13 protein-coding genes are annotated in these 14,220 nt (G+C 35.7%); 10 read left to right on the forward strand and 3 right to left on the reverse strand.

The features are described from left to right. The first annotated feature begins 33 nt into the window (after positions 1-33). The 10 genes from J4050_RS00980 to J4050_RS01025 all read left to right on the forward strand — a co-directional run bounded on the left by J4050_RS00980 (position 34) and on the right by J4050_RS01025 (position 9,342). Positions 34-552 (forward strand): YceI family protein, encoded by a 519-nt coding sequence (locus J4050_RS00980; protein WP_208152070.1) that lies wholly within the window; start codon positions 34-36, stop codon positions 550-552. Then, complete coding sequence (locus tag J4050_RS00985) at positions 549-1,694, forward strand: NAD(P)/FAD-dependent oxidoreductase (protein WP_208152071.1); 1,146 nt, start codon at positions 549-551, stop codon at positions 1,692-1,694. The genes J4050_RS00980 and J4050_RS00985 overlap by 4 nt, the downstream gene beginning before the upstream one ends. After that, the gene (locus J4050_RS00990) at positions 1,691-2,401 is read left to right on the forward strand and encodes a methyltransferase domain-containing protein (protein WP_208152072.1); all 711 of its coding nucleotides are present in this window, start codon (positions 1,691-1,693) and stop codon (positions 2,399-2,401) included. Before J4050_RS00985 ends, J4050_RS00990 begins: the two co-directional genes overlap by 4 nt. Positions 2,402-2,541: 140 nt before the next feature. Continuing rightward, positions 2,542-3,594 (forward strand): type III polyketide synthase, encoded by a 1,053-nt coding sequence (locus J4050_RS00995; protein ID WP_208152073.1) that lies wholly within the window; start codon positions 2,542-2,544, stop codon positions 3,592-3,594. 54 nt (positions 3,595-3,648) lie between these two features. Further along, on the forward strand, positions 3,649-4,443 hold the full coding sequence (locus J4050_RS01000) for an enoyl-ACP reductase FabI (protein WP_208152074.1): 795 nt from the start codon (positions 3,649-3,651) through the stop codon (positions 4,441-4,443). Between the two features lie 102 nt (positions 4,444-4,545). Beyond that, entirely contained in the window at positions 4,546-4,983 is a 438-nt protein-coding gene (locus J4050_RS01005) for a 3-hydroxyacyl-ACP dehydratase FabZ family protein (protein ID WP_208152075.1), read from the forward strand. Further along, positions 4,980-6,254 carry a beta-ketoacyl-[acyl-carrier-protein] synthase family protein gene (locus J4050_RS01010; RefSeq protein WP_208152076.1) on the forward strand — a complete coding sequence of 425 codons (1,275 nt, stop codon included), beginning with the start codon at positions 4,980-4,982 and terminating at the stop codon, positions 6,252-6,254. Before J4050_RS01005 ends, J4050_RS01010 begins: the two co-directional genes overlap by 4 nt. A 22-nt stretch (positions 6,255-6,276) precedes the next feature. Next, the gene (locus J4050_RS01015) at positions 6,277-6,528 is read left to right on the forward strand and encodes an acyl carrier protein (protein WP_208152077.1); all 252 of its coding nucleotides are present in this window, start codon (positions 6,277-6,279) and stop codon (positions 6,526-6,528) included. Further along, complete coding sequence (locus J4050_RS01020) at positions 6,528-7,091, forward strand: 4'-phosphopantetheinyl transferase family protein (protein ID WP_208152078.1); 564 nt, start codon at positions 6,528-6,530, stop codon at positions 7,089-7,091. The genes J4050_RS01015 and J4050_RS01020 overlap by 1 nt, the downstream gene beginning before the upstream one ends. A gap of 1 nt (position 7,092) precedes the next feature. After that, positions 7,093-9,342: an efflux RND transporter permease subunit gene (locus J4050_RS01025; protein WP_208152079.1), complete on the forward strand. Its 2,250-nt coding sequence runs from the start codon at positions 7,093-7,095 to the stop codon at positions 9,340-9,342. A gap of 5 nt (positions 9,343-9,347) precedes the next feature. On the opposite strand, the gene J4050_RS01030 is transcribed toward J4050_RS01025, so the two are convergent. From J4050_RS01030 to J4050_RS01040, 3 genes are all read right to left on the reverse strand, one after another. Continuing rightward, positions 9,348-10,256, reverse strand: coding sequence for an ABC transporter ATP-binding protein (locus tag J4050_RS01030; RefSeq protein WP_208152080.1), 909 nt, complete (start codon positions 10,254-10,256; stop codon positions 9,348-9,350). A gap of 69 nt (positions 10,257-10,325) precedes the next feature. Beyond that, the gene (locus J4050_RS01035) at positions 10,326-12,797 is read right to left on the reverse strand and encodes an FG-GAP-like repeat-containing protein (protein ID WP_208152081.1); all 2,472 of its coding nucleotides are present in this window, start codon (positions 12,795-12,797) and stop codon (positions 10,326-10,328) included. 10 nt (positions 12,798-12,807) lie between these two features. Continuing rightward, entirely contained in the window at positions 12,808-14,175 is a 1,368-nt protein-coding gene (locus J4050_RS01040) for an SO2930 family diheme c-type cytochrome (protein ID WP_208152082.1), read from the reverse strand. Between the last annotated feature and the right edge of the window lie 45 nt (positions 14,176-14,220).

A 14,220-nucleotide genomic window follows, 5' to 3' on the forward strand; every position in this document is an offset into this window, starting at 1 on the left:
TATGTAGCGTAAATTCATGTTTCAAAATGCACTATGATAAAAACCTTTATTACATTTTTGGCTTTTTTTTACCTGACATGTGTATGTGGCCAAGATAAGTCTAGTGTCGAATTTATCATTAAAAATGTGGGAATCAATGTTGATGGGCATTTTAATAATTTTCAAATTAAGGCTGCTTTCAATTCTTCAAACACACTTACTTCAGTTAATGGCGAAATTGACGTGGCATCCCTAGAAACAGGTATTGAAAGTAGGGACGAGCATTTGCTTAAAGAGGATTATTTTAATTCTGAAGATTATCCAAAAATTAGTTTAAGAAGTTATAAAATCACCAAGAATTCCATCACAGATTATACGGTAAGGGCCAAGTTATCTATAAAAAAGACAACTAAGGAAATCACTATTCCTATAAGTGTTGAAACTTTAAACAAACAGTGGAAACTCCAATCGAATTTTGAAATTAACAGAAAGGACTTCGACGTAGGAGGAGGAAGTTTTGTTTTAGGCAAAACGGTTAAAGTCAAGGTTCTTCATTATCAGCCCATCGAATGAAAAAAATAGAATTTGATGTTGTGGTTGTTGGTGGTGGACTAGCTGGGTTGTGCAGTGCCATTCATTTAGCAAAGTCAAAATTCAAGGTGTTGCTTTTAGAAAAAAACACCTATCCAAAGCACAAGGTGTGTGGTGAATATATATCAAATGAGGTATTGCCATATGTGAAATGGTTGGGGTTTGATCCCTTTTCTTTTAGTGCTAAACGCATTAGTAACTTTGAATTAACAACCCATAATAACAAACATATTTCGGCACGATTACCGTTAGGAGGTTTCGGAATGAGCCGCTTTGAAATGGATTATCAACTTGCTCAAATAGCTTTGGATAATAATGTGACGTTTATTCACACCTCAGTAATTGACATCAAATTTGAGGAAGCATCAGACGAATTTAAAACAACAACTAAATCAGGAGATAATTACAGATCAAAAATCGTTATAGGAGCATATGGGAAGCGCTCTAATTTAGACGTAACTTTAAAACGTAAATTCATTAAAAACCGCGCACCGTACCTTGGTGTTAAGGCACATGTTTCGGGTAATTTTCCTGAGGATAAGGTAGCACTTCATAATTTTAAAGGCGGTTATTGTGGAGTGTCTAAGGTAGAAAACGATTATATTAACCTGTGCTATATCACAAATTTTAAATCATTTAAAAAGTTTAAGGACATAAAGTCATTTCAAGAACAAGTGCTCTTTAAAAATAAAGCGCTTAGAAGTATATTTACTGAAAGCATAATGGAATTTACAAAGCCATTAACTATCAGTCAGATTTCTTTTGATACCAAAACTCCTGTTGAAAATCATATTTTAATGTGCGGCGATACCGCAGGAATGATCCATCCCTTGTGCGGAAATGGTATGGGAATGGCAATAAGAAGTGCTCAATTAGCATCAGATTTGATTATTGAGTATCTTCAAGAAAAAATTGAAACTCGAGAGAAACTAGAGAAATTATATATCAAGTCTTGGAAGAAGAGCTTTAGTTGGCGCCTAAGAGCAGGTCACACTATAGCATATTTATTTCGTCAAGATTGGTTGGCACCGAAACTTTTGATTCTACTGAGGTGGTTTCCTTTTTTGGTTCCAAATATTATAAAAATGACACATGGCAAACCCATGATAGTACCTTTTAAATGAGCTTATTCATAGATACAACATATCGCAGCAAGGAGTCAGAGCTCATGGATGATTTTTCTATGGAAGGTGAGTTGTTACGCGATACTCTAGATAAATTGGGCACTATAAATAAGTGGCTTGGAGGTAATAGGGTAACCCTTAACGGCATTAAACAATTACTAAAAGAGCAACCTAAGGACAGAACATATACCATCATAGATCTGGGCTGTGGTCATGGAGATATATTAAGACTAGTAGCTGATTTTGGAAAAAACAACAATTATTCATTTCAATTGATAGGAATAGATGCCAATGAAGATGCAATTTCTTATGCAAGACTGCTGTCGCGAGATTATAACGAACTATCTTTTATGGGTTTGGATATTTTTTCAGAAGAGTTCAAAAATTTAAAGTTTGATATAGCGTTATCCACTTTATTTTTACATCACTTTAATGAAGGGGAGATTAGTATATTACTTCAGGGATTGTCTAAAACCGCTAAGTTAGGTGTTGTTGTAAATGATTTACAACGAAGTGAGATAGCCTATGGATTATTTAAATCTCTGGGATTGTTCATATCTAATCATATGATTGTTCAAGATGGATTAACCTCAATTTTAAGAGCGTTTAAAAGAAATGAATTAGAAGAAATGTCCAATCAATTAAACCTTAAATCCAAGATTCGCTGGAAATGGGCTTTTCGTTATCAGTGGCTTATTTTTAGATAAGAGTTTTTTTAGTTGATTTGACCATAAAAACAAATTGTACTCAGATGACATGCTGACATCATCAAGGTGTTTGTTATCATGAGAAATGAAAAATTCAATATAAATAATTAAGAAGCGTCCTGTCTTCACAGGAAATAAATATGGCGGTAAGAATCACATCAGTTGCAAAACAACTACCAAAATACACTAGGGAAACCAAAGATATTCTTCCTTTTGTTGAGCTTTGGCTGCAAGGACAGGAAGAACGCTTTAAGCGCAAAGTCTTAAAGATTTTTGAGAATGCAGCTGTAGACAGACGCTATGCGATTATGGATGCTGAGGAGGTTTTTAATAACACATCCTTTGAAGAAAAGAATAATACCTACAGCAGGGAATCTATTAAGTTGGCAGAAAAGAGTTTAATGAAAGCGTTGAATAAAGCCCAATTAAGCCCTAAGGACATCGATTATATCATTACAGTGAGCTGCACAGGTATCATGATACCGTCTTTAGACGCTTATCTCATTAATAGCCTAAAAATGAAACAAGACATTGTGAGATTACCAGTTACTGAAATGGGATGTGCGGCAGGTGTATCGGGCATCCTTTATGCTAAGAATTTTCTTAAGGCCAATCCAAATAAACGTGCAGCAGTGATTGCTGTGGAGTCTCCAACTTCTACTTTTCAGCTAAATGACTATTCTATGGTTAACATTGTAAGTGCTGCGATTTTTGGTGACGGCTGCGCTAGTGTAATTTTATCTTCCTATGAAGAAGAGAATGGCCCAGAAATAATAGATGAAGCAATGTATCATTTTTATAACGCCGAACATATGATGGGCTTTAATCTTAGAAATACAGGCTTACAAATGGTTTTAGATCAATCTGTACCGCAGACTATTGCAGACCATTTTCCAAAAATCATCCATCCGTTTTTAGACAAGAACGGTTTAACGATTGAAGACATAAATCATTTGGTATTTCATCCGGGTGGAAAAAAAATAGTTCAAACGGTAGAAGATTTATTCGGAGCCTTAGGAAAAAATATAGACGATACTAAGGAAGTTTTGCGTTTATATGGTAATATGAGTAGCGCCACAGTTCTTTACGTTTTAGAACGTTTTATGGATAGAGATTTACCTAAAGGTGATAAAGGAATTATGTTGAGTTTCGGACCAGGATTTTCAGCACAACGTATTTTATTAGAGTGGTAACAACAATTATTCTGTCATGCTGAATTTATTTCAGCATCTCATAAATAAAAAAAAATGAAAGAATTTCAAGATAAAAATGAATGGGCTTTAATTCTTGGCGGTAGTTCTGGGTTGGGTTTAGCAACTGCCAAAAAACTTGCTAATCATGGCATGAATATCTGTATTATCCATCGTAACTCAAAAATGCAGGAGCCGGACGTTAATGCTGAATTTGAAACCATAAAGAATAAGAATATTCAGTTTAAGTCATTTAATAGCGATGCCTTTAAGCCAGAAAAAAGGGATACTATTATAGAGGATTTAAAAGCTATTTTAGGTTTAAATCACAAGATTAAAGTATTAGTGCATAGTGTTGCGAAAGGAAATTTAAAACCTATGGTTTCTAATGAAAATCCAGTGCTCAAAAATGACGATTTTGCTCTAACTATCAATGCTATGGCCATTAGTTTGTACGATTGGAGTAAGGCCTTATTTGAAGCGCAATTATTTGCAAAAGACACACGTATTGTAAGTTTTACGAGTGAAGGGAACACTAAGGCCTGGCAAAATTATGCAGCTGTTTCAGCAGCAAAAGTAGCTTTAGAAGCTATTACAAGAAATATAGCTTTAGAGTTCGCCCAGTTTGGAATAAAAGCCAATTGTATTCAGGCAGGAGTAACAGATACCGCTTCTTTGCGAATGATACCAGGTAGCCATAAAATTATAGAACACAGCTTAAAAAGAAACCCAAATAAACGATTGACATTGCCTGAAGATGTGGCTAATGCCGTTTATTTATTAAGTAGAGATGAAGCCTCTTGGATTACCGGAACAGTTATTCCCGTAGATGGCGGTGAGCATTTATCGTAGCGAAAAAAACGGTAACTCCTCTGTGATTCTTGAGTAATAAAATTGTATAGAGAAGTGTTTCATCACATTAATAAGATTACTACTTCAGCAGTTATTAAAAAAATGAATAAAGAAGATATTATATCGCTTTTGCCCTATCAAGAACCATTTTTATTTGTAGATGGTATAGATACCATTTCAGAATCTGGTATTACGGGATATTATAACTTCAAAAAAGACGAATTATTCTATAGAGGGCACTTTAAAAACAATCCTGTAACACCCGGTGTTATTCTTACCGAATGCATGGCACAAATAGGGTTGGTTTGTTTGGGGATTTACCTTTTGAAAGACGAAATTAGAGAGAGTCAAAATCCACAAATAGCCCTAACCTCTCATCAGATGGATTTTTATTTACCAGTCTTACCTAATGAAAAGGTTACGATTGTTTCAAAAAAGGAAGTCTTTAGGTTTAACAAATTACGTTGTCACGTAAAAATGTTCAACAACAAGAACGAACTTGTATGCAAAGGTGTAATTTCAGGAATGTTTAAAGCATGAAAAAAAGAGTCGTCATAACAGGCTTAGGTGTGGTCGCACCAAACGGAGTTGGCTTATCTGCCTTTACCAAAGCGTTAAAGGAAGGGACTTCAGGAATTACCTTTCATAAAGCGTTAAAGGACCTTAATTTTTCTTGTCAGATAGGAGGAGTTCCAAAGATTTCAGAAGTGTTAAAAGCGCAGTATTTTACAGAGTTACAACTTAGGGGATTTAATAGTTCGGGTATTTTATACGGCTGTATTGCGGGAATTGATGCTTGGGAAGATGCAGGATTTCAAACCGACTCGGACAGCCCATTAGATTATGATACGGGCTTAATTTTTGGTACAGGCACCTCAGGCGTAGAGAAATTTAGGGAAGCTATTTACAAACTCGACGACGGTCAAGTACGAAGACTAGGAAGTACCGTTGTACTACAAACAATGGCCAGTGGTGTTAGTGCTTATTTGAGCGGTATGTTGGGCATAGGCAATCAAGTGACTACAAATTCCTCAGCATGTACTACGGGAACCGAAGCGCTTATTATGGGATTTGACCGTATCCAAAACGGCAAATCAAAACGTATGCTCGTTGGTAGTTGTAGTGATCATGGCCCATACCTTTGGGGAGGTTTCGATGCTATGCGAGTTATGACCTATAAGCACAATGATAGTCCAGAAGCAGGGTCAAGACCAATGAGTGCAACAGCATCTGGTTTTGTGCCAGGAAGTGGCGCCGGAGCATTGGTCTTAGAATCGTTAGAAAGTGCTTTAGAGCGAGGAGCAAAAATCTATGCGGAGGTCTTAGGTGGCGAAATTAACTCTGGCGGACAGCGACATGGTGGGACACTAACAGCTCCAAATGCAGAAGCTGTTCAAAGGTGTATTAAAAAAGCAATTGATAACTCAGGGATTGAGCCAAAAGAAATTGATGTTATTAATGGACACCTAACCGCGACATCAAAAGACGTTTTAGAAATAGAGAATTGGACTAAAGCCTTAGATAGAAAAGGCGAAGCGTTCCCTTATATTAATTCTACCAAATCCTTAATTGGGCATTGCCTAGCCGCCGCAGGCGCAATAGAATGTGTGGCTAGCATCATTCAGTTAAAAAGTCAATTTTTAGCTCCAAATATAAATTGCGAGGACCTTCATCCTGAGATTATAAATTTAATTCATGCAGAATGTATACCAACAAGGTCACAAGAAATAAACATTGACATAGTTGCTAAAGCCAGTTTTGGATTTGGAGATGTAAATGCCTGTGTTTTATTTAAACGTTTTAAAGCGTAACTTTGGTTTATAAAATGATGCTATGACTAAAGACGATTTAATTTCTAGATTAAAGACGATTGTTGCTCCATATGTTCAAGATGAAGAAGCTTTTAAATCACTAACAGAAGACACTGATTTTGTCAAGGATTTGAAGATTAACTCTGCTAATTTGGTAGATATCATACTGGATATTGAAGATGAATTTGATATCAGACTGGAGAATGAAGATATGGAACAAATGCTCGATGTAAAATCTGCAATGACCATTGTTACCGCCAAATTAAAAGAGTAATGGTTGGCAATGATATTATTGATATTGCTGAGGCCAAAATCTCATCTAATTATAAACGACCGCGCTTTTTAGAGACACTATTTTCTCTGAAAGAACAACAACATATTTATAACTCTAACAATCCGTTTCAAACGGTTTGGCGCTTGTGGAGTATGAAAGAGGCGGCTTACAAACTATACACCCAAGGTTCTCCAAGTCGATTTTATAATCCAAAAAAATTTGAATGTTTCATCGAAGCTACTTTTGGAATTGTGAAATTTCGAAATTTTAAGTGTTATGTAGCCACAGAAATCACGTTGGATTATATTATATCTGAAGCCAGGTTAAAACCATTGACATTAAATTCTGAAGTGGTGAAGTTTAATTCTAAACATCTTCAAAATCAAAGTGAGTTCTTAAAAAGTAAACTTATTAGATCAATTTCAAAAAAGTTTCATATTCCTGAAAGTGAATTAGCTTTTAAAAAGAACAATTACGGTATTCCAACTGTAGAATTCAATGAAATAAAAAAACATATTAGCTTGACGCATCACGGCAATTTTGGTGCTTTTGCAATTTCTTAGAATGAAAAGGCTCAAAACTATCATAGCGATTATTATCAAATTCAGAATAGCCATTATTTTGGTTTTGGTACTTGCCATGGGTTTTTCTGGATATCAAACCCTTAATAAGTTAAGCGTAGATAATTCTCTGGGTATTTGGTTTTTAGAAGACGACCCTAGCTACAAAGCCTATATTGATTATCAAGAGCAATTTGGTTCTGATGAGATTTTTGTTGGGATGTTTCCTATTGAGAACGCTTTAGACGAAGAAAATATACTTCAGCTAGAAAAGTTGCACACCGCTTTAGATTCGCTTTGGTACGTTAAAACAACCTTTAGTTTAGCGACGGCCAAGTATCCTATTTACGCTAATAACAAATTATACTTTGATGATTTGTATAATTCAAAACGAAGTGAAAAAGGATTAAAGAACTTATTTAAAAAACTACCCAACATTACGCAGCAATTGGTCACTGATGATTACAGGAATCTATTCTTTTACATACAGCTCAACCCTACACCAACCATAGAAGAGAAACGCGATATTATTGCGGGAGAGATTAGGACCGTCATTGAGAATTATTATATCGATTATTATTTAACAGGTGCACCAGTCCTCAATGAAGCGTATAGTAAAGGCATTTATAAAGAGAGTTTGGTATTTGGAATTTTAACCGTTCTAGTAATAACTATAATGCTTCTATTTCTATTACCAAGTAAACGATATTTAGTTGTCTCGTTGTTGTGTGTTGCACTACCAATTTCAGTATTATTTGGAATTATTACGTCTTTTGGTTTCGCACTGAACATGATTTCAATGTTAATACCGACTATACTCATGGTTTATTCTGTAAGTGATGCGGTACATATTATAAACATCTACCACAAAGAAGGTATTGACAACGAAAACCTTTCAAAATTAGATTTGATGACGCTAGCTGTTCGTAAAAGTATCACACCGTGTTTCTATACGACCTTAACCACTTTTGTCGGCTATTTTGCTTTGTATTTATCACCATTACCAGCATTTAAAAATATGGGTGTCTTTACCTGTATTGGTTTGGTTATGGCTTTTATTTTAGTCTATGTAATTACAATTATAGGGTTCAGTTTTATGGATTTGAAATTTAAATCGGCTAAACCTATTCTAAGCTTAAAACGTTACAGTCAGACCAAGACCATTAATTGGTTAAACCAATTTAGCTCTCAATATAAGACTAGTATTATAGTAATATCAACAGTAATACTATTATTTGGGTTGTATTCTATTTTTAAGGTAAAAATAGACACCAATTCTTTAGACTTGTTAGCGGAAGGTAAAGCGAAGCAAGAGTTGCGTTATGTTGAAAGTAAGCTAAATAGCAGTTCGCGTTTACAACTTAATATCACCTCTAAAAACGGAACGATGTTAGACCGTGACGCTGTCTACCGTTTGGAAAAACTTCAAACCGAATTAGACGTAAATAGTTTACTCTCAGCACCAGTTTCTGTAGTAAACATTAAGCAGTTTTTAGAAAAACGCTCTCCAGTTTTATTTCAGTCTAATATTTCAAAAGCTACTATTGATGCGACATTAACGGATATTGGAGATAATAGCAGTGAATTCTTCAAACTATATTCTAAAGACTATAAAACAGCAGGAATTACTCTTGGTGTTAAAGAGATAAAAACATCTGAATTAGAGCTTGTTTTAGCAGACATAAAAACAGCTTTTCAAAAGCATTTTGAACCTGATAAATACCAACTAAAGATTAACGGATTTTCAGTGGTGTTTTCTCAATTAAACAACTTTATTTTAGAAACACAATTCAAGTCCTTTTTTGCGGCATTTTTTGTTGCGTTTTTGTGCTTATGGTTTTTTATAAAGAGTATAAAAACAACACTCTTAGTTTTAATACCCAATATTTTACCATTAGCGATTCTGGCCATATTTATGAGTTTGTTAGATATCCCACTTGATGTTTCTACAGCTATGATTACGCCAATAATGTTGGGAATTGCTATGGATGACACTATTCATTTGGTTCATAAATACCGAAAAAGCAAACATGTTCAAGGGTCGCCCGAAGCACGTATGGATAAAGCCATGCATTATACAGGGAGCGCTTTGTTTTCGACAACAATTGCTTTGGTCGGAGGGTTTTTAATTATAGCGTCAAGTGCCGTGCCGTCCGTTAGAGATTTTGGCTTATTGTGCGCAGTTACAGTTGCCATTGCTTTGATTACAGATGTTTTTTATTTACCGGCTTTGTTGAAGAAGTTTGATAAGTAAAAGCGCTAGGATATTTTAAAAGACACAACCTCTCCGTTTTCTAAGTGCTCCTTGTGTTCAATGAAAATTAATTGAGAAGAGTAGTCTACTTCAAGCAGCCAAGATGCTCCATTAAAATATGAAGTTTTAACAACACCTTTTAAGTTAGATGTTTCTACTATTTTGAGTTGGTGCGCGTAATAAATTTCACCATTAATAACATTAAACTCTCCAAAAAACGAGGCTACGAAAGGAATCTTTGGGTTTTTGTATAGTTCGTTAGGACTTCCCCTAGAGATAATATTTTTATTGTAAAGGACAAGCATTTCATCCGCAAACCCAAGGACATCATCTTTATCATGGGTAGCTACAACACAGGTGATTTTTTCCTTTTTTAGGTAGTTAAATACATTACGCCTTAAAGACTGTTTTTTAAAATTATCAATATGGCTAAAAGGTTCGTCAAGCAAAAGCATTTCGGGCTTTTTTGCTAGGGCTCTAGCTAAAGCAACTCGCTGTTTTTGACCACCACTTAAGTATTTTACTTTTGTTTTAGCAAAGTCCTCTAATTCTACAACTTTAATAAGTTCGTCAATGCGTTTTTGACGATTTTTTAGATAGAACCTAGACAGAAATTTTCCGATATTATTCTCTACGCTAGTCACAGGCATTAAGTCAAATTCTTGAGTGACCTGCTTCATAAAATCGTATCCCACTACAAGGTTAAATTTAGGACCCAAAATTTCGGTGTCTTTCCATAAAATGTGGCCCTTATCTACATCGAATTCACCATAGATTAGTTTTAGAAGTGTACTTTTTCCAGAACCACTCTCCCCAATGACAGCCAGATTCTTACCTTGGGCAATACTAAAAGATATATCTTCTAGAACGGCGATCTTAGAATAACTAAATGAAATATTGTCGACCCGAAGCATGCCACAAAAATACCACAAAAAAACCGCTTGATTTAAATCAGGCGGCTTCCGAACAACTAGAGGTTCATTTTATTTTTTTATAAACTTCCGTTTAATACTTTTTCCGTTAGATTCAATTCTTAAGAAGTAGATTCCTTCTTGTAAATTAGAAACATTTAATACATCTGTCTCTAATTTTTGGTTGAGAACGCGTTTACCATTAAGGTCGAAAACAGTAGCTATTCTTCCAGTTAGTTGTGCCGAAGTTGTAATGGTAAGAACATCTTCAACTGGATTAGGGTAGATGACTGCATCAACTAACTCCTCGTCAAGTATTGAAAGCGTAGATCCTTCTATAACAGAAACCGTTGTATTGATACCTGGACCAGATATAACATCGACATTTCCAGACGGCCAGTAAATTGTGATATCTGTAATAGTTGTTTCTGTCCCTAAACCAAAGTGTGTGTTTAAACTGCTCATATACTCAAATCCCTCACCGCTTCTTACGTCCCTTATTTGAGTACCACTTGGCGTATTCAGCACTACTCTTGCTCCAATACCGTTAATGTTACTATCTGTTCCTATCGTGTTTATCTTAATCCAATTATTACTATTGGTGTTGTTAATGTAAAGGGTACCACTTCGGAAGACATCTAAAAAACCATCATTATTGGCATCTCCAATAGCTCCTGTTGGTGGCATATTATTTGGATAATTTGTAAATGTAAAATTACCATTGTTAAATAGCACATCGCCGTTAGACATAATATCTACGAAGCCATCATTGTCAAAGTCTGCTGGAGCATTTTCAATACCCAGTTGAGCATCAAGCACGCCAGAAGCCGCAGTGACGTCTGTAAATGTTCCGTCGCCATTATTTCTCATTAGCTTAGAATTACCGTTTGAGGTACTGCTAGCACCAACAAAGACATCCATATCACCATCATTATCAAAATCTGCCCAAGCAGAAGACCAGGTTTGTACATTGTCTCCCAGATTTGAGGAATTATTGTGGCCATCGCTAGGATAATTAGTATTGTACCATCCGTTACTATCGGCAACATTTACGAATACACCATTGCCATCATTACGCCATAGCTCATTGGTGCTAATAGTTGTGGAGCCACCTCGGCACTTGGCTATGAATAGATCCATATCTCGGTCATTATCAAAGTCAATCCAAACCGTGCCATAGTTTCCACCTCCAGGCGTTAAACCAAGACCATTAGGCACTACTCCCGGTGAGCGCCCTTGATAAAAGTTTAAATTACCAGAACCATCATTAATATAATAAACATTAGCCTCAACATCATGACAAACAAAAGCATCTAAATGCCCATCGTTATTTATATCAACAAAATTAGAACGTTGAGAAAACACATCTTCAGGACCAGATATCTCGGTATAACCCGTACCGTCGTTGTTAGCTTTCATGAAAGTTACTCCATTTGTGGCACCATAGACCAAATCATTATAACCGTTGGCATCGAAATCCCCTGCTGCTAAACTCCAAGTAGGAAGATAATCTGCCGGAGTTGTTGTAATGTTTACATTATTAAAGCCACCACCTGGCAATTGATAATTGACATTGATAGTGGTACTACCAACAGATACTACATCATCAAGAAAATCTCCATTAAGATCAACCAATGCTATATCATATTGCTGAGGTGCAGAGATGCTATTTGAGGTGAACGTTGTTGGATAGCCAGACAAATCTGTTCCCGTAGTGAACCCTCGGCTTTCCCAGTTACTAAAGCCATTTCCAACACAAACAGCTCTAACATAAAACACATAATCTGTTTCTTGGGTTAGCCCTGTCATTGAAAATGATGTAGAACTAACTTCTGTTCCCGAGCTTGGAGAACCATCTGTTGCTAATCTTACCGATACTTCCCACGTACTTTCAGAGCCTCCTGCATTCCAATTGGCAAGGGCACTATTAGAATTAACATTACTTATACCTAAATTGGCAACATTAGGACAGGCAGGGGGCATAATTGAATTAATTGTCGGAGAGGTAACACAAAAACCCCATCCCCAAGTGGTATTATCATTATAGAAAATGCGATACCTAAAGTTCTGAAGTTGATTGGATGAAAACCCAGAAATATTGAGTGATTCACTTATGAAATTACCTCCAGAAAAAGTACAAAAGTTGTTTTGGGCTCCAGAATTAGCCGCTAAGGAGGTTTGCCAGTTTTGCCAAGTACTTGAATCTGCATCCCAATATTGCACAAACAAATCTTGACCTCCTTGATAAATATTGTAATTGTAACTAAAACTTACAACTATTTCAGTTTCACTAGCACTAAAGGCATTAGTAAGATTTATAACAGGTGATTCAGCAGCAATAGTGTTGTCAGATGCACTACCAGGAGCGTCATCATTAAATGAAAATGAATTATCACTAGTTGGATCAGCATCTAAATAAGTCGCGTCGTATACTCCAGTTAAAATCCAATTCGTATTTGGCCAATTAGCAGGTTGGTTGAGTGTTTGTGCCAATACCATTCCGTTAATAGCGAGTGTTAAAATGATTAGTAATGTTTTTTTCATATCTAAAAGTTTAGTTGCATTCTGTATTTAAGGAATCTATCCATTCTTCTATTAAGCTTACACCCTCTGCATGCATTAATGTTCTTCCAAGCAAAGGCATACGCATTGAGGGCTCTGTTGAATTCACTCTAAAATGAAGTACTGAATTACGTGCATCTCCAGGTTCAATAATATGGCCCAAATCTTCTCCTAGGTCTGTGTCTGGATCAACACAAACTCCCATATTGGTAAAATTATCAGTGTCACTGAAATCTAACCGCAATGGCCTATATGCGCAATGTGTTTCTTCAGAATGACAATGGGCACAATTAACGTCTAAATAGGCTCTAACTCTCAGTTCTAGAGGTTGAGTCTCATCATTATAATCTGGAAGCGCAGAAACAGTTCCTGGTAATGTTGCATCGAGATAGCCAAATTCAATCCATTTATTGAGTTGGTTTTTTAATCCATCATTATAGCTATAATCACGGTTTAGATTTCTTGGCTTGGGACCTATAGGTTCGGCGATTTCCATTATTTTATGACAAGTAAAACACTTTGCACCTGATGGAATTCTATAATCAACAGTATTTGTAGAACCGTTTTCAAGCCATTCTATGTTTACTGTGCTGCCGTTGAGGTCAAAGAATGCTTCAGTTTGTTCATCGTTCCAAACGTAATTAGCAAATGTCCACCCCTCAGCCTTCTTTATCATTAAACGTGTTTCTATAATTTTAGTGTCATTATTCGGAAGGACATTTTCATAGTAAAAATTCTTTATTAATATGGCACCAATAGGAAATTCTAGGTGAACATTGTCATTAACATAATTAGCCTTAGAGTTATTCGGAAGCCAAACAAAGCGTTTCTTTTTTGCATAATCACTAAATAATTTAGAGTTTAATGAATAAGGAAGAACACCAAAACTTGGCTCAAGATTTTTCATATCACCTTCAAAGAAACGATACTCGGATAAGGTTTGATATGGCATAACCTCGAGATTAAACGCTACAGTATTCTCACTAGATATGTTGATAGATACTACCGCAGTACTGCAATTGTTATTTCCTCCACAAATGGTGTATTCAAACTGATCGGCTCCAATTTTGTTAGGATTAGCTGTATATCTTATAATATTATCGCTAGGATTATTTGGGCTATTGTTGGGGTCTAGTATTTCTAAAACCCCTAGGGATGGAGTGGTAACTGATAGATTCCCTTGCACAGGTATATTTATATCGTTTAAAAAAACAGATATTTCAATAGATGTGTTTTGAGCAAGTGTTACCGCATCTGCATTGGCTTCAACAATTAATGGAGAAATACTGTCATCTTGATTACACGAAACCAAAATGAGTAAAATAAAAAGGTATAGACCTCTTGAATAATTCTTAAGCATAAACTAACTTTCTTTCTCTTATATAACAGTTAAAGAAACTAAATC

It is taken from the genome of Winogradskyella pelagia (assembly GCF_017581965.1).
Taxonomy (GTDB): domain Bacteria; phylum Bacteroidota; class Bacteroidia; order Flavobacteriales; family Flavobacteriaceae; genus Winogradskyella; species Winogradskyella pelagia.